Source organism: Cellulomonas sp. P4_H12, assembly GCF_056400905.1.
Window position 1 is genome coordinate 1 of sequence record NZ_JBFUKJ010000018.1, and the last position, 15,553, is coordinate 15,553.

Genomic DNA, 15,553 nt, shown 5'->3' on the forward strand with positions numbered 1-15,553 from the left:
CGGCTCGAKCAGGACCGCGCCGCGCCCGCGCCGCCCGCCGAGCGGCGGCGGCTGCTCGAGTCGTTCGTCGCGGCCGCCCGCGGCGGCGACCTCGCCGAGCTCGAGCGGTTGCTGGCCGACGACGTCGTCGTCCGTCCCGATGGCGGCGGCGAGGTGCACGCCGCGCGCGTGGAGCTGCACGGCCGCGCCCGGACGGTGACGCTGCTGGACAACATCCTGCGCAAGTACTGGAACGAGTCGACCCTGCGGATCGTGGACGCCAACGGCGGGTCGGCGCTGCTGGTCACGTCCGCGGACGGTCAGGCGGAGGCGCTGCTGGCGGTCGACGCGTCCGACCGCGGCATCGACCGCGTGTTCATCGTGACCAGCCCGACCAAGCTGCGGCAGTTCGCGCCGGCGGCCTGAGGTGTCACGTTCCGGAGCCCGGCCCGGTCGAGAGGGTGTGAGCGTGAAGAGGATCGTTGTCGTCGGCGGTGGCTACTCGGGCTTCTATGCCGCATGGAACCTGGAGAAGACGCTGCGTCCCGACGAGGCGCGGATCACCGTGATCGACCCGCGCCCGTACATGACCTACCAGCCGTTCCTGCCCGAGGTGATGGCCGGCTCGATCGAGGCGCGCCACGCGGCCGTCTCGCTGCGCCGGCACCTCAAGCGCACGCGCGTCATCGCCGGGCAGGTGGTCAGGGTCGAGCACGCGCGCAGGACCGTCGTGATCCGACCGCCCGACGGTGACGACCTCGAGCTCGCCTACGACCTGGTCGTCGTCACCGCGGGCGCCGTCACGCGCACCTTCCCCATCCCGGGCGTCGCCGAGAACGCGATCGGCATGAAGCACGTCGAGGAGGCGGTCGCCATCCGCGACGCGCTGCTGACGGCGTTCGACCGCGCGTCGGTGCTCCCTGCCGGGCCGGAGCGTCGGCGGCTCCTCACGGTGACGTTCGTGGGGGGCGGGTTCTCCGGCGTCGAGGGGTTCGGCGAGCTGCTGTCGCTGGCCACCGTGCTGCTGCGCTCCTACCCGGAGCTGAGTGCCACGGAGCTCGCCTTCCACCTGGTCGAGGCCGCGGGCCGGATCCTGCCCGAGGTGACCGACGGTCCCGGGCGGTGGGTGGTCCGCAACCTCGAGTCCCGCGGCGCCCGGGTGCACCTGAGCACGCAGCTGGTGTCCGCCGTGGACGGGCACGTCGTGCTCTCGACCGGCGAGGAGTTCGACTCCGAGCTGATCGTGTGGGCCGCCGGCAACGCCGCCAACCCGGTGGTCGCCCGCAACACCGACCTCCCGGTCGACGAGCGCGGGTACCTGCTGGTCGGGGCGGACCTGCGGGTCGGCCCGCGCGGCGCGCCGGTGCCGGACGCCTGGGCAGCCGGCGACGACGCCGCCGTCCCGGACCTCGCCGCGGACCTCCCGGGCCGGCGCACCGTGCCGAACGCCCAGCACGCGGTCCGCCAGGGCCGGCACCTCGCCAGGAACATCGCGGCCGTCCTGCGCGGGCAGCAGACGAAGGACTACGTGCACCCGACCCTCGGGGTGGTCGCGACGCTCGGGGTCGGGCACGGCATCTTCCAGTACCACCGCATCGTGGTGAAGGGCTTGCCGGCCTGGCTCATGCACCGGGGCTACCACGTGCTGGCCGTGCCCACCTGGGAGCGCAAGATCCGGGTGCTGGCCGGGTGGTTGTCGATGGGCGTCTTCGGGCGCGACATCGTGTCGCTGGCCAACGTCCAGCACCCCCGCGACGCGTTCGTCCGCGGCGGCGCTCCCGACTAGCTCCGGGGCGGTACCCGCACCCCGACCGCGCCCCCGTCGACGCCCAGCAGCGTGCCCGTGGTGGACCCGGCGAGCGGGCTGGCCAGGTAGGCGATGGCGTACGCGACCTCCTCGGCGGACACCAGGCGCCCGATCGGCTGGCGCGCGCGCAGCGCGGCGGCCGCCGCCGGCGGGTCGTCCGCGGCCGCGAGGAGCCGCTCGACCCAGGGGGTCTGCGTCGTGCTGGGGAGCACCGCGTTGACGCGGATCCCCTCGTGCACGTGGTCGGCGGCCATCGCCAGCGTGAGCGCAGCGATGGCGCCCTTGCTCGCCGAGTAGAGGGCGCGCTGCGGGTAGCCGGCAGCGGCCACCATCGAGCACGTGTGCACGATCGCGGCGCTGCCCGACGCGCGCAGGTGCGGCAGCGCCGCACGGGACACCCGGGCGGTGCCCACCACGTTGACGTCGAGCACGTGCGTCCACTCGGCGTCGTCGTTCGCGGTGACGTCCCCCACCGCGCCGATCCCGGCATTGTTCACCAGCACGTCGAGGCCGCCGAACGCGTCGACCACCCGCGCGACGGCCGCGTCGACCGACGCGCGGTCGGAGATGTCGCAGACCACGCCCAGGTCGCTCGCGGAGTGCGGGCCAGCGGTCGGGTCGAGGCTGGCCACCCGCGCGCCGCGCGCCCGGAGCAGGGCGACGGTCGCGGCGCCGATGCCGCTCTCCCCGCCGGTCACGATGGCGGTCAGTCCGGCGAAGTCGGTCATGGTCTCTCCTGCGGGTGGACCAGCACCTTGCTGGCGGTGAGCTCGCCCCGGGCCAGGGCGCGGAAGGTGTCGGGCGCGTGGTCGAGGTCGACGTGGGCCTCCACCAGCGGCTCGAGCGAGTCAGCGTGGGCGCCCACCCACGCGGCGGTGTCGACGAACGCGGCGTCGTCGTAGGAGAACGTGCCGACGATCGAGCGCTCGCCGGTGCTGACCGCGTACGCCGCCAGCTCCACGGTCGGCGCCGCCATGCCGACCAGGACGATCCGCGCGCCCGGCGCCGACACCTCGAGGGCCGTGCMGAGCGTGCGGCTGGACCCGACGGCGTCGACGACGAGCGTCGGGTGGCGGCCACCGAGGGCGTCGGGGTGGACGGCGGTGAACCCCAGACGCGTCAGCAGGTCGCGGCGGTGCGCGTCGAGCTCGGCGACGACGACGTCCGTGGCGCCGAGCCGCCGCGCGGCCAGCGCGACCGCCTGGCCGATGGGTCCGCCACCGATGACGAGAAGCTCGTCGTCCGCGCCCAAGCCCCCGCGCTGCACCGCGTGGAACCCGACGGCGAGCGGCTCCACGAGCGCGCCGAGGTGGGGCGGGGTGCCGTCGGGCAGCCGGACGACGTTGCGCGTGGGCGCGACCATGCGCTCGGCGAACGCCGCGCTGAGCTCGGGCTGGACGCCGATCACGCGCCGCTGCGGGCAGCGCTGTGCCTGGCCAGCCGTGCACGCCGCGCACCGGCCGCACCCGAGCACCGGGTTGACCGTCACCACCGAGCCGGGCGCGTAGGTGCTGGTCCGGTCCTCGAGCACGCGGCCGACGGTCTCGTGGCCCATGACCTGCCCGGGGTGCCGACGTCCGGTGTCGCCGGTGTATCCGTGCAGGTCGGAGCCGCAGATCCCGGTGGCCAGGATCTCCAKCAGCGTGTCGGCCGGCCCGGGTGACGGCTCCGGCCGGTCCTCGACCGCCAGGTCCCACGGTCCGCGGAAGACGAGTGCGCGCACGGTTCAGCCCCTCGGGTCGACGTGGATCTTCGGTGCCGCGCCCCAGGAGCGCCCGCCCAGGACGTCGGCGACGTCGTCGAGCCCCACGGTCGCGGCGACGAGCGGCCGGGGGTCGACCGCGCCCGAGGCGTAGAGGTCGACGATCCCCGCGAGGCCGCCGGACGCGCTGAGCACGCCGACGGCGGTGACGTCCTTGAGCGCCAGCAGCCGGGTGTCGACCAGGCTCGGCTCGGTGGACAGCCCGATGTAGACGACGCGCCGCGCGGGCTCGACGAGCTCGGCCGCGAGCGCGGGCATCGCCGCACCGTTCGTCGCGTCGAGGACGGCGTCCCAGGGCAGGTCCGGCAGGGTCGCGCGGGTCCACACCTGGTCGAAACCGATCGACCGGGCGAAGTCCATCGAGGTGGCGCTACGACCCAGCAGGTGCACGTCGAGGCCCTGGGCCAGGGCGATCTGCGCCGCGAGCAGGCCGATGGCGCCGGGCCCGAGGACGAGCAGCCGCTCGCCGGCCTCGAGGGCGGCACCGCGGACGGCGCGCAAGGCGTTGCCGCCGGGCTCCACCAGCGCGCCGAGCGTCGCGTCGACCGAGTCGGGGAGCGGCTGCAGCGCGGTGACGGGCACCGGCAGCTGCTCGGCGAGGGCGCCGGGCCAGCCCCCGCTGATCCCGATCTCGAAGCGGTCCGCGCACACGTGCTGGCGACCGGCGCGGCACCGTGCGCACCGCCCGCACCCGAGCATGGTGTCGCCAGTGACCCGCCGTCCCACCCAGGCGGGATCCACGTCCGGTCCGACGGCGGACACGGTCCCGCACCACTCGTGCCCAAGTCGCAGCGGGTACTCGGCGAGGCCGGTGCCCAGGTACTGCATCTCGCCGGTGAAGAACTCGACGTCCGTGCCGCAGACGCCCACCCGCTCGACGTCGACCACCACCTGTCCGGCCGCGGCCACGGGCGCCTCGACCTCCTGCACCTCCCCGGCGCGCGGACCGGTCAGCACGAACGCCCGCATCAGCGCGGCGCCACCACGACCTGGCGCTGGGCGCCGAGGCCGTCGATGCCCAGCTCGACGACGTCACCGGGCTGGAGGTAGACCGGCGGCCGCAGCCCCATGCCGACGCCGGGCGGCGTCCCGGTGTTGATGAGGTCGCCGGGCTCCAGCACCATGAACTGGCTCAGGTACCGGACGATCTCGTACGGGTCGAACACCATGGTCGACGTGCTGCCGTCCTGCCGCCGGACGCCGTTGACGTCGAGCCACATGCGCAGGTCGAGGACGTCCTCGATCTCGTCGGGAGTCGCCGGCCAGGGTCCCGCGGGGTTGAAGGTCTCCGCCGACTTCCCCTTCGACCACTGCCCGCCGCGCTCGATCTGGAACGCCCGCTCGCTCACGTCGTTGCAGACCACGTACCCCGCGATCACGCCGCGCGCCGCGTCCCGGTCCTCGAGGTAGCTCGCGCGCCGCCCGATCACGACGCCGAGCTCGACCTCCCAGTCCAGCTTGGTCGAGCCGCGGGGCTGCCGCAGGTCGTCGTGCGGCCCGACCAGCGTGTTCGGCGACTTGGTGAACAGGATCGGCTCGTCGGGCACGGCCTGCCCCGTCTCGGCGGCGTGGTCGCGGTAGTTGAGGCCGATGCACAGGATCTGGTGGGGCCGGGCGATCGGCGCACCGATCCGCAGCCCCCGCAGCGGCTCGACCCGGCCGGCGGCGACGCGGTCGGCGACGACGTCACGCAGCGGGTCGAGCCCGGTCGCCAGGAGGGCGCCGTCGACGTCGTGCACGACGTCCGACACGTCGACGTAGCTCTCGTCGTCGACGCGGACGGCAGGCMGCTCGGCTCCGTGCGGTCCGAGGCGCATCAGGTGCATGAGGGTCTCCAGTCAGGGGCCGGACCAGGGCGTCACCGGGTGCCCGGCGACGCCGACGTGCGCGAGGAACAGCCGGCCCGAGTCGGGGTGTGCCGCGCGGTCGGCCGGCGAGAGCTCGGCGGTCGCCGACGTGACGAGCAGGCGGTCCAGCCGGTCGCCGACGAACGCGACGCTCGTGGTGTGGGGCGCCGGCACGTCGAGGATCCCGACCAGCTCGCCGGCGGGCGTGTAGCGGCGGACCTGGCTGCCGCCCCACATCGCGATCCAGAGGTGGTCCTCGGCGTCGACGCACAGCCCGTCGGGCGACTCGTCGTCGAACCGGAGCCAGTCCCGCCGGCGGCCGACGGCACCCGTCGACGCGTCGTAGGTGCGGACGTGGATCACCCGGCCGGTGGTGTCGGTGGAGTAGAAGAGACCGCCGTCGACGCTCCACGCGAGCCCGTTGGACAGGCCGAGGTCGTCGTCCAGCACGGTGGTGGACCCGCCGGGCTCGATCCGGACCAGCTGCTGGCCCCGGTCCTCGCCGTCGAGCGCCAGGGTGCCCACCAGGAACCTGCCGGCGGGGTCGCACGCGCCGTCGTTGAGCCGGCGGGGCCCCTCGGTCACGGCACCGCCGGGGAAGGTGCGCTGCGCGCCGGCGACCAGCAGCTGTCCGTCGGCCGAGGCGACGACGGCCCCGACGGTGCGGTCCACGTGGGTGCTGCGCACCGGGACGACGCGGTCGCCGTCGAGCCGGCCCTCGTGCACGGTGCCCGCGTCGATGTCGACCCAGAGGACGCGCCGGCGCGGCCCGTCCCACAGCGGGCCCTCCCCCAGGCCGTAGACCTCGTCGGACGCAACCGCGGCGGTCCAGCGGGCGGGGCTCACCGGTGCGCCTCGAGCGTGGCCCGGATGGCCGGCAGTGCAGCCACGAGGTCGGCGAGCGGCGTGCGGTACTGCGGCGCCGAGAGGCTCACGGCCCCGCTGGGGCGCGTCGGCGACGTGAGGAACGCGGGCACGGCCACGCAGACGATGCCCGGCTCGTTCTCCTGGTCGTCGACCGCATAGCCCTGCGCCCGGATCGCGCGCAGCTCCGCGGTCAGGGCGTCGGCCGTGGTCAGGGTGCGGTCGGTGCGTCGCTCCAGCGTGCGGTCCCCCACCCATCGCGCGACGGCGTCGTCGTCGGGCAGCTCCCAGGCGAGCAGAAGCTTGCCCACGCCCGTGCTGTGGGCCGGGTTGCGGCCGCCGACGGTCGACGTCAGCCGGACAGCCCCGGACGGCGGGTCGACCTTGGAGCGGTAGACCACGGTGTCGCCGTCGAGGACCGCGTAGTGCGCCGTCTCGCCGTAGTGCTCGGCCAGCTCGGCGAGCACCGGGGTGATGCGCACGTGGTCGGGTCGGGCCTCGTGGTGCGCGAACGCCAGGCGCAGGAACTCGTCGCCCAGCACGTACCGCCCTCGGCCGTCGCGCGCCGCGAACCCGAAGCGGCCCAGCGACGCGAGCGCACGGTGCACGGTGGGCTTGGGGCTCGCGGCGGCGCGGGCCATGTCGTCCAGCGTGATGCCGTCGGGGTGCCGCGCCAGCTCGGCGAGGATCCCGAGCACGCGATCCGACCCCACGAGGGTGCCTGCGCCGTCGGCCGCCATGGGGGTACCGTACCCATGTTCCACATGTCCATCCAGCGTTCCGATAGATGGAAGACAGATGCCGGAGCTCCGCAGCGCGCAGTGGTACGAGGGACGCGACCGCAACGCCTACATCCACCGGGCCTGGATGCGGCGCGGCCTGCCCGAGTCGGCGTTCTCCGGCCGGCCGCACATCGCCATCGCGAACACCGCGTCCGACCTCACGCCCTGCAACCGGCACCTGACCGAGGTGTCCGAGCACGTGCAGCGCGGCATCTGGGAGGCAGGCGGGATCCCGCTGGACCTGCCCGTGGTGTCGCTGGGCGAGACGCAGGTCCGGCCGACCGCCATGCTCTGGCGGAACATGGCCGCGATGGCCACCGAGGAGATGCTGCGGGCCAACCCGATCGACGGTGTCGTCCTGCTGGGCGGCTGCGACAAGACCATCCCGTCGCTGCTCATGGCGGCCGCGTCGGTCGACCTCCCCGCGGTCGTCGTCCCGGGTGGGCCGATGCTCACCGGCACCTTCCGCGGCGTGCCGCTCGGCTGCGGCACCGACGTGTGGCGGCTCAGCGAGGAGGTGCGGGCGGGGACCTTGAGCGAGGCGGCGTTCCTCGACTCCGAGTCGTCCATGATCCGCAGCCGCGGGCACTGCAACACCATGGGCACGGCGTCGACGATGGGGCTGCTCGCGGAGGCGCTCGGCACGGTGCTCCCGGGGACCGCGGGCATCCCGGCGCCCGACAGCCGCCTGCTCGGCCGCGCGCACGAGACCGGGCGCCTGGTGGTCGAGATGGTCGCCGCCGATCGCCGCCCGAGCCGGGTCCTGTCGGCGGGCTCGTTCCGCAACGCCATCGTCGCGCTGGCCGCGCTCGGCGGGTCCACCAACGCCGTGGTCCACCTGCTCGCGATCGCCGGGCGGCTCGGCGTGCCGCTCACGCTCGACGACTTCGACCGCATCGGCGCGGACGTGCCGCTGCTGGTCAACCTCCAGCCGTCGGGCACGTACCTGATGGAGGACCTCTACCGTGCGGGCGGCCTGGCGGCGGTGCTGCGCGAGGTGGTCGACCTGCTCGACCCGACGGCCGTCGACGTGACCGGCGCCCCGTTCGTCGACTCCTTGGCCGGAGCGCAGATCTGGGACCCCGACGTGATCCGCGTGCGCGCCGAGCCGCTGCAGCCGCACGCCGGCATCGCGGTCCTGCGCGGCAACCTCGCGCCCGCCGGCGCCATCATCAAGCCCGCCGCCGCGTCACCGCACCTGCTCCAGCACCGGGGGCGCGCCGTCGTCTTCGACTCGGTGGAGGACCTCCACGCCCGCATCGACGACCCCGACCTCGAGGTCGACGCCGACAGCGTGCTCGTGCTGCGCGGCTGCGGGCCACGCGGCTATCCCGGGATGCCGGAGGTGGCCAACCTGCCGCTCCCGACCAGGCTGCTGCAGCAGGGAGTGCGCGACATGGTCCGGGTGTGCGACGGCCGCATGAGCGGGACGGCGTACGGCACGGTCGTGCTGCACGTGGCGCCCGAGGCCGCGGCGGGCGGGCCGCTCGCCCTGGTGCGCACCGGCGACCTCATCACGCTCGACGTCGCCGGCCGCAGCCTCTCCGTCGACGCGGACCTCGAGGCCCGGACGCCCGCCGCGGCCCTGGTGGACGCGCTGGCCCGACCGACGCGCGGCTGGGAGAAGCTCTACGTCGAGACCGTGCAGGGCGCGGAGACCGGCGCGGACCTCGACTTCCTCGTCGGCGGCAGCGGCGACCGGGTCTCGCGCGAGTCCCACTGACCGCAGCACCGGCCCCTGCCAGGATGAGCCCGTGACCACACCCGCCGCCGTCCTCACCGCGCGCCGCTGGCGCAGCCGGCGGTCCGCCGCCGTCGCGGGGATCCTGTTCGGCGTCCTGCTCGTCGCCGCCCTGGTGATGCTCCGGGTCGGGGTGGCGGGCGGGAACCTCGAGCAGGCGGAGCTCAGCCACAGCCGGCAGACGCTGGTCCGCCTCTCCCTCAACCTCGTCCCGTTCGCCGGCATCGCGTTCCTCTGGTTCATCGGCGTGGTGCGTGACCAGCTAGGCGACGTCGAGGACCGGCTCTTCTCCACCGTCTTCCTCGGCAGCGGCCTGCTGTTCCTCGCGATGCTGTTCCAGGGCGCCGTGACCGCGACCACGCTGGTGCGGATGGTCCCCGACGCCCAGCTCGACGCCGGCATCTGGGCGTTCGGCCAGGGCACCACCGAGACGCTGGTGTCGGTCTACGCGATGCGGATGGCGGCCGTGTTCACGCTCTCCGTGAGCACCGTCGCGCTCCGCACGGCCACCGTCCACCGCGTCATCGCGTTCTCCGGCTACGCGGTCGCCCTGGTGCTGCTGCTCGCGGCGGGCACGTACAAGTGGGCGCAGCTCGTGTTCCCCGTGTGGGTGCTGGTGCTCAGCGTCGCGATCCTGGTGACGCCGGCGCGCAGCCGCGCGGCGGTCGATCCCGCCGCACCGGTCGGCTGACGCCCGTCAGCCCGGGGTGAGCACCCCTCCCGTTCGGGAGCTACGACGCGACCGCCGTGCTCGCGTCCAGACCCGACGCCGCCGGACCGTGCTCGGGCCGGCTGATCTCCGCCCAGACCTCGTCGAGCGACAGGCCGAGCACCTCGGCGATCGCCGCGACCGTCGGGAAGGCGGGCGTCGCGACCCGGCCCGACTCGATCTTGCGCAGCGTCTCCGGCGAGACGCGAGCCTCCAGCGCGGTCAGGAGCATCGACCGCTCTCCCCGGGCTCGGCGGAGCAGGGCGCCGAGACGCCGGCCCCGCTCGACCTCGGCTGCGGTGTGCGGAAGACGGACCATGCCGCCGATTCTAGTCCCGGGATAGTATGACCGGGATAGTTATTGGTACGAGAGAGGTTCGCCATGATCGAGATCCTGAGCCCGGCGGAGGTCGACCGCGCACGCGTCACGGGCGCCCTCGTCGCCGACATCCTGCAGACCCTCCGGAGCCGCGCCGCGGTCGGCACGAACCTGCTGGACATCGACCGGTGGGCGCAGGCTCTGATCGGCGACGCCGGCGCGCAGTCGTGCTACGTCGACTACGCGCCCTCCTTCGGCCGCGGACCGTTCGGCCACTACATCTGCACCTCCGTCAACGACGCCGTGCTCCACGGGCTGCCGCACGACCACGCGCTCGCCGACGGCGACCTGCTCACCCTCGACCTCGCCGTCACCCTGGGCGGGGTTGCCGCCGACTCCGCCCTCAGCTTCGTCGTGGGCGGACCGGGCGCCCCGGAGAGCGTCGCGTTGATCGACACGACCGAGCGCGCGCTGCGCGCAGGGATCGCCGCAGCCGGGCCCGGAGCGCGCGTCGGCGACCTCTCCCACGCGATCGGCACCGTCCTGACCGCGGCCGGGTACCCCGTCAACACCGACTTCGGCGGTCACGGCATCGGGTCGACRATGCACCAGGACCCGCACGTGCCCAACACCGGCCGGCCGGGTCGCGGGTACGTGCTGCGCCCGGGGCTGCTGCTCKCCCTGGAGCCGTGGGCCATGGTGGACACCGCCGAGCTGGTCACCGACCCCGACGGGTGGACGCTCCGCAGCGCGACGGGCTGCCGCACGGCCCATCGCGAGCACACCATCGCGATCACCGACGACGGGGCCGAGATCCTGACCCTGCCGTCATGAGCCCCCGCCGGCCTCCCGGGCCGCGGACTCCAGACGCGCGCGGTAGGCCGGCCAGTCGATCGCCGGGATGTTCGGGTCGTCCGGCCGCCGGCCGACCGCGCCGTCGATGAGCTCGCGCACGATGTCGGCGTGGCCGGCGTGCCGGGCGGTCTCCACGCACAGGTGCACGAGGATCTGGTGCAGCGTCACGTGCCGCCGCTCCCCCCACCACGGCACGTCCCCCGGCGCGTCGAGCGGCAGCGCCTCGATGGTCGCGTCGCTGTGCGCGGCGGAGTAACGGTGCAGCTCGACGATCTCCTCGCGGGTCTGGTCGGCGGGCGCCCACATGTCGGCGTTGATCTCGGCGTCGTCGGCGAACCACGGCACCTCGCGGTCGGCGGGCCGGCCGAACACCTCGCCGAGGTAGCCGAGCTCGACGCTGGCAACGTGCTTCACCAGGCCGAGCAGGTTGGTGCCCGTCGAGGTCATGGGCCGCCGGACGTCGTACTCGCCGAGGCCGTCGAGCTTGCTGAGCAGGCTGGCGCGCTGGGCGCGCAGGTAGCGGTGCAGGGTCTCCTTCTCGTCCATCCGGCCACTATGCCGTGCCCGACGCCGGGCCGTCGGTAGTCTCCACCGGTGCAGAGCCTCCGCTACGGGGAGCATCCCGACCAGGTGATCGACCTGTCCTTCCCGACGACATCGGGGCGACCGGCGCTCGTCGTCCTGCTGCACGGCGGCTTCTGGCGGGTCGCCTACGACCGCCAGCACGTGCGCGTCGTCGCCGACGCGCTGACCGCCGAGGGCTACGCCGTGGCCAACGTCGAGTACCGCCGCGTCGGCGGTGGCGGGGGCTGGCCCACCACCTTCTCGGATGTCGCCCGGGCCGTGGACGCCCTCGAGGAGGCCCTGGCCGACCGGGTCGACCTCGACTCGGTCGCGTACGTCGGCCACTCGGCGGGCGGCCACCTTGCCCTGTGGGCCGCGCTGCGCGACCGGCTCCCGTCCGGGGCGCCCGGACGGGCGGAGGCCCCACCGCGCGTGCGCGGCGTCRTCGCGCTCGCGCCCGYGGCGGACCTGGCGGCCGTCGACCGGCTCGGCCTGAGCCGTGGCGCCGCCGCCGAGCTCCTCGGCGGCCACGCAGAGGAGGTCCCCGAACGGTTCGCGGCGGCCGACCCCGCGGTGCTCGGTGCCCCGGCGGCGGCGGCCGTGGTCGTGCACGGCGAGGTCGACGACACCGTGCCCGTCGGCGTGTCCCGCGGCTACTGCGCGGGTACGGGCGTCCGGCTGGTCGAGGTCCCGGCCACCGGCCACTTCGAGCTCATCGACCCCGCCTCGGCCGCCTGGCCGGTGGTCGTGCAGGCGCTCCGCGACGTCCTGCGCTGAGCACGCCGACGGGCCCGGCGCGTACGCCGGGCCCGTCGGTCGTCCGCTATCGGGTGACCGTGACCGCGACGGGCGCGATCGAGGTGGTCCGCAGCAGGGGCGACGTCAGCTGCGCCGCCAGGGTGTAGGTCCCCTTGGTGACGCCGGTGGCCGTGTAGCCGAACGTGACCGAGCCGCCGGGCGTCGGGCCCGCCGTCGTGACGACGAACTGGCCGTTGGCGACGGGCGTCAGGTTCTGCCCGCTGGTGCCGTCCCGGTTCTCGGCTCCCGCGGCGAGCGCGCTGGCGACCGTGCTCAGGGCGCCGTAGGCGTACGAGACGCTCTCCGTCGACCCGGTCTGGATCCACACCTGGAACGAGTTCGGCGCGGTCGTCCCGTACTCGGGCACCGAGTCGTAGTCCACGACGAGCCAGCTGTTCACGCCGTCCGTCAGGCTGCCGACCCGCACTGCGGTGGGACGGCCGGCGGCGGGCGTCGGGTTGAGGTCGGTCCAGAACGGCGCCAGCACGTTGTTCGGCCGCGCCGGGTTGGGGAACGTCTGCACGTCGCAGCAGTTGTTGTCCTCGGAGGTCCCGCCGCCGACGACCACGTACCCGTTGGAGTCGACGCCGATCCGCGTGTAGACCTCGGAACCGTACTTGAACTCGGGGACGGTGAAGTTGGTGATCGTCTCGTCACCGACCCCGGCCACCGGCGCGATGCCGAAGAGCGACAGCGGCAGGTACCCGCCCCCGGGCGTCTCACCCGGGGTGATCGACGTGATCGTGGGGGCCAGCGACGGGCTCAGGGTCCCGTTCCACACGGCACCGAGCGCGGTCTTGCGGGCCGGTGCCGTCACCGAGGTGATCGGCAGACCGGACAGCGAGGAGACGACGACCTTGGCCTTCGCCTCGACCGGGAGCGTGTTCGTCGCCGTGACCGTGCAGCTGGTCTGGGCGCCGCGCGCGATGGTGGTCGGCGCGCACGACTGCGCGAGCGTGATCCCCGCGTCACCCGTGTTCACCGCGACGGGCAGCACCGCCGCGTTGCCGCGCGTGGGCTTGATCGTGATCTGCCCCGTGTGCCAGCCCGCCGTCGTCGCCGTCCCGTCGACGAGGACGGTCAGCTTCTGCTTGGCGTTCTGGCCCAGCGTGAACGTCGACGGAGACACCGTGATCTGCAGACCGTCCGCACCCGTGGCCGTGACCTTGAACGTCTGGGTGGCGCCCGAGACGTTCTTGGCCGTGCGGGTCGTGGTCACCGCGCCGGGCAGCGGGTTGACCGCGATGCTCGGCAGGTTGAGGTCGACCCGGTGCAGCGCGTCGGTCAGCGTGTCGTTGATCGCCTGCTTGCTGTACCCGAAGGTCACCGTCGGCGCGACCGCGCGGTCGGCGCGGATCGATCCGGCGCCGCGGTCGAACACGCCGGCCGGGCTCCCGTCCACGTTGGTGACGGCCTGCAGCGACGACGTCATGAGGGCCGACTTCACCTGGGCCGGGCTCCAGCTCGGGTGCGCCGCGCGGACGAGCACCGAGACGCCGGCTGCGTGCGGGCTCGACATCGAGGTGCCCGCGATGGCCTGGAACAGCTGGCCGGGCGGGCCGGACGCGACGTCGACCGGGGTCGGCGTGTTGCCGGCGAGCACCTGCACGCCCGGCGCGGTGATGTCCGGCTTGACGAAGTCGCCGAGCGGGCCGCGCGAGCTGAACCCGGCCATGACGTCGCCCTGGCTGGCCACGACCTGGCCCGTGGCCCACGTCGCCGTGACGCCCGGGTGCGCCGCGAGGAACGCCAGGAGCTCGTCGTTCGGACCCTCCAGGTGGATGGCGGGCAGGAAGTGGTTGTCCGTCTCCGTGTCGCTCGCCGTGGGGTTGTACAGGATCATCCCGGCGGCGCCGCCCTGGGCCGCGTTGAAGCCCTTCTCGACGCGGCCGTTGACGCCGCGCTGGCAGACGACGACCTGTCCCGTGAGGGATCCCGCCGCGAACGGCGCCTGGCAGAGCGCGCCGCCCGTGTACCCCGGCACGGCCGTGGCCAGGACGACCGGCACCGCGGTGACGCCCGTCGTGATCGTCGAGCCCACCTTGCTGTAGGTCGCGCCGTCCGACGAGGTCAGCGTCAGGGTCGAGGAGAACGCGCGGTCCGACGTCGACGCGCCGACCGTGGTGACCCACGGCCCCGCGTGGTTCGCCGTGCCGGCGCCGGGTCCGTCGTTGCCGGCGGAGGCGTTGACGCTGATGCCCGCTGCGGTGGCGTCGAGGAACGCGAGCTCCACCGGGTCGGAGTAGGCGTTGTTGCCGCCGCTGATCGAGAAGTTGATGACGTCGACGCCGTCGAGGATCGCCTGCTGGATCGCCGCCACCGAGTCGGACTGGTAGCAGCCGGCGCCGGACGAGCACACGCGGTAGGCGATGACCGAGGCCCCCGGTGCGATCCCGCTGACGGGCCCGCGGTCGGTGCCGAGCATCGGCGCGCTGGCGACGTAGCTGCCCGCCGCGGTGGTGGCGGTGTGGGTGCCGTGCCCCTCGGCGTCGCGCGCCGAGCAGCGGGCGGCCGAGACGCAGTACTCGCCGGCGCCGAGGCCTCCGGCCGAGAGGTTCGTGGCGAGGAACGTGTACGCGCCGATCAGCTTGTTGTTGCAGGTGAACGCGGCACCGAGGTCGGCGCTGCCGTCCCCGAACTGGCAGGCCCACGGGCCGCCCGCGGGCTTGGGCAGCCCGACGTCCTTGAGCATGGGGTGCTCGGGCCAGATGCCGGTGTCGATGACGCCGACGATCTGCCCCTGGCCCGCGTGGTCACGCCCGCCCAGCGACGGCCACACCTTCTCCGCGCCGATGAAGCCCGACGTGCCGTTCTGCAGCGCGGGAGCGGCGCTGGTCAGCGAGCCGGCACTKGAGGCGGCCACGTCGACCTGCACGTGCTCGATCGCGTCCACCTGCACCGCCGCGACCTCGGGGATCGCGAGCAGGTCCTTGGCGCTGCTCTCCGGCAGGGTCACCGCCAGCCCGCCGTACGCCACGTTGAACGTGCCGGTCACCTCGGCCGACGGGACGGCGGCGACGATCGCCGCCTCCGCCTCGGCCGCCTGCCCGTCGACGTGGTCGAGGTAGCTCGCCACGGCCGGGTCGCTGGTGTCCAGCTGCTGGCCCGTGACCTCGGGGCTCGTCGCGGCCAACCCGTCGACGCCGCCCTCGTACGCCGCCGCGGAGTCGTAGTCGAGCTTGACCATGATGGTCGTGCGTGCGGGGTCCGTGCTCGTCAGCAGGGCCGGGTCGCTCTGGGCGATCTTCGCGCTGGGCGCCTTCGCGGTCGCGATGGTGGGCCCGTCCGGCGCGAGCGCCGTGGCGGTGTAGCGGGCCGGGTCCGGCGGTGACGCCCCGAACGACGGGGACACGGCGGCGGCGGTCACCAGGACCGTCGTCGCGCAGATGGTCATGACCCGAAGTTGCCCGCGACGGCCCATCGAGATCTCCTCGCTGTGTGCTACCGGTGAGTACGCTCTGCGCACGTGAGGGGCAAACTACCCTTTTCCTCGTCCCTTGGACATACCTTGAAATACCGGTCTGTG

Annotated in this window: 15 protein-coding genes; 6 read left to right on the forward strand and 9 right to left on the reverse strand. The window is 74.1% G+C overall.

What is annotated here, in order from left to right; genetic code table 11:
* On the forward strand, positions 1–405 hold a 405-nt coding region (locus tag AC1DQC_RS11875), incomplete at its 5' end, for a sigma-70 family RNA polymerase sigma factor family protein (RefSeq protein WP_477051441.1).
* A 43-nt stretch (positions 406–448) separates the two neighbouring features.
* A complete protein-coding gene (locus tag AC1DQC_RS11880) occupies positions 449–1,765 on the forward strand; it encodes an NAD(P)/FAD-dependent oxidoreductase (protein ID WP_477051442.1) in 1,317 nt (438 codons plus the stop codon).
* Here AC1DQC_RS11880 and AC1DQC_RS11885 read toward each other — a convergent pair.
* The 6 genes from AC1DQC_RS11885 to AC1DQC_RS11910 are packed head-to-tail and all read right to left on the reverse strand — an operon-like array spanning position 1,762 to position 6,999.
* On the reverse strand, positions 1,762–2,514 hold the full coding sequence (locus AC1DQC_RS11885; RefSeq protein WP_477051443.1) for an SDR family NAD(P)-dependent oxidoreductase: 753 nt from the start codon (positions 2,512–2,514) through the stop codon (positions 1,762–1,764). The two genes, AC1DQC_RS11880 and AC1DQC_RS11885, sit on opposite strands and share 4 nt — an antisense overlap.
* Positions 2,511–3,509, reverse strand: coding sequence for a zinc-dependent alcohol dehydrogenase (locus tag AC1DQC_RS11890; RefSeq protein WP_477051444.1), 999 nt, complete (start codon positions 3,507–3,509; stop codon positions 2,511–2,513). Before AC1DQC_RS11890 ends, AC1DQC_RS11885 begins: the two co-directional genes overlap by 4 nt.
* Positions 3,510–3,512: 3 nt before the next feature.
* Positions 3,513–4,517 (reverse strand): zinc-dependent alcohol dehydrogenase, encoded by a 1,005-nt coding sequence (locus tag AC1DQC_RS11895; protein WP_477051445.1) that lies wholly within the window; start codon positions 4,515–4,517, stop codon positions 3,513–3,515.
* Positions 4,517–5,374, reverse strand: coding sequence for a fumarylacetoacetate hydrolase family protein (locus tag AC1DQC_RS11900; protein WP_477051446.1), 858 nt, complete (start codon positions 5,372–5,374; stop codon positions 4,517–4,519). The genes AC1DQC_RS11895 and AC1DQC_RS11900 overlap by 1 nt, the downstream gene beginning before the upstream one ends.
* A gap of 12 nt (positions 5,375–5,386) precedes the next feature.
* The gene (locus AC1DQC_RS11905) at positions 5,387–6,241 is read right to left on the reverse strand and encodes an SMP-30/gluconolactonase/LRE family protein (RefSeq protein WP_477051447.1); all 855 of its coding nucleotides are present in this window, start codon (positions 6,239–6,241) and stop codon (positions 5,387–5,389) included.
* Entirely contained in the window at positions 6,238–6,999 is a 762-nt protein-coding gene (locus tag AC1DQC_RS11910) for an IclR family transcriptional regulator (RefSeq protein WP_477051448.1), read from the reverse strand. The genes AC1DQC_RS11905 and AC1DQC_RS11910 overlap by 4 nt, the downstream gene beginning before the upstream one ends.
* A gap of 58 nt (positions 7,000–7,057) precedes the next feature.
* Here AC1DQC_RS11910 and AC1DQC_RS11915 point away from each other — a divergent pair, with 58 nt between their 5' ends.
* Entirely contained in the window at positions 7,058–8,764 is a 1,707-nt protein-coding gene (locus tag AC1DQC_RS11915; RefSeq protein ID WP_477051449.1) for an IlvD/Edd family dehydratase, read from the forward strand.
* 31 nt (positions 8,765–8,795) lie between these two features.
* On the forward strand, positions 8,796–9,473 hold the full coding sequence (locus tag AC1DQC_RS11920) for a hypothetical protein (RefSeq protein ID WP_477051450.1): 678 nt from the start codon (positions 8,796–8,798) through the stop codon (positions 9,471–9,473).
* A gap of 40 nt (positions 9,474–9,513) precedes the next feature.
* Here the strand turns inward: AC1DQC_RS11920 and AC1DQC_RS11925 are convergent, their stop codons facing one another.
* Positions 9,514–9,810, reverse strand: a complete 297-nt coding sequence (locus AC1DQC_RS11925; protein ID WP_477051451.1) for a helix-turn-helix domain-containing protein — start codon at positions 9,808–9,810, stop codon at positions 9,514–9,516.
* 63 nt (positions 9,811–9,873) lie between these two features.
* On the opposite strand from AC1DQC_RS11925, the gene map reads away from it, so the two are divergent.
* The gene (gene map / locus AC1DQC_RS11930; RefSeq protein WP_477051452.1) at positions 9,874–10,644 is read left to right on the forward strand and encodes a type I methionyl aminopeptidase; all 771 of its coding nucleotides are present in this window, start codon (positions 9,874–9,876) and stop codon (positions 10,642–10,644) included.
* On the opposite strand, the gene AC1DQC_RS11935 is transcribed toward map, so the two are convergent.
* Positions 10,639–11,211 (reverse strand): DinB family protein, encoded by a 573-nt coding sequence (locus tag AC1DQC_RS11935; protein ID WP_477051453.1) that lies wholly within the window; start codon positions 11,209–11,211, stop codon positions 10,639–10,641. The two genes, map and AC1DQC_RS11935, sit on opposite strands and share 6 nt — an antisense overlap.
* A gap of 48 nt (positions 11,212–11,259) precedes the next feature.
* Here AC1DQC_RS11935 and AC1DQC_RS11940 point away from each other — a divergent pair, with 48 nt between their 5' ends.
* Positions 11,260–12,006, forward strand: coding sequence for an alpha/beta fold hydrolase (locus AC1DQC_RS11940; RefSeq protein WP_477051454.1), 747 nt, complete (start codon positions 11,260–11,262; stop codon positions 12,004–12,006).
* Positions 12,007–12,052: 46 nt separating this feature from the next.
* Here the strand turns inward: AC1DQC_RS11940 and AC1DQC_RS11945 are convergent, their stop codons facing one another.
* On the reverse strand, positions 12,053–15,421 hold the full coding sequence (locus AC1DQC_RS11945) for a S8 family serine peptidase (RefSeq protein WP_477051455.1): 3,369 nt from the start codon (positions 15,419–15,421) through the stop codon (positions 12,053–12,055).
* Positions 15,422–15,553 lie beyond the last annotated feature (132 nt).

Bases quoted from the DNA above. Each gene is read 5' to 3' on its own strand.
- AC1DQC_RS11895 (WP_477051445.1), bottom strand. From the start codon at position 4,517: ATGCGGGCGTTCGTGCTGACCGGTCCGCGCGCCGGGGAGGTGCAGGAG.
- AC1DQC_RS11885 (WP_477051443.1), bottom strand. From the start codon at position 2,514: ATGACCGACTTCGCCGGACTGACCGCCATCGTGACCGGCGGGGAGAGC.
- AC1DQC_RS11925 (WP_477051451.1), bottom strand. From the start codon at position 9,810: ATGGTCCGTCTTCCGCACACCGCAGCCGAGGTCGAGCGGGGCCGGCGT.
- AC1DQC_RS11935 (WP_477051453.1), bottom strand. From the start codon at position 11,211: ATGGACGAGAAGGAGACCCTGCACCGCTACCTGCGCGCCCAGCGCGCC.
- AC1DQC_RS11915 (WP_477051449.1), top strand. From the start codon at position 7,058: ATGCCGGAGCTCCGCAGCGCGCAGTGGTACGAGGGACGCGACCGCAAC.
- AC1DQC_RS11910 (WP_477051448.1), bottom strand. From the start codon at position 6,999: ATGGCGGCCGACGGCGCAGGCACCCTCGTGGGGTCGGATCGCGTGCTC.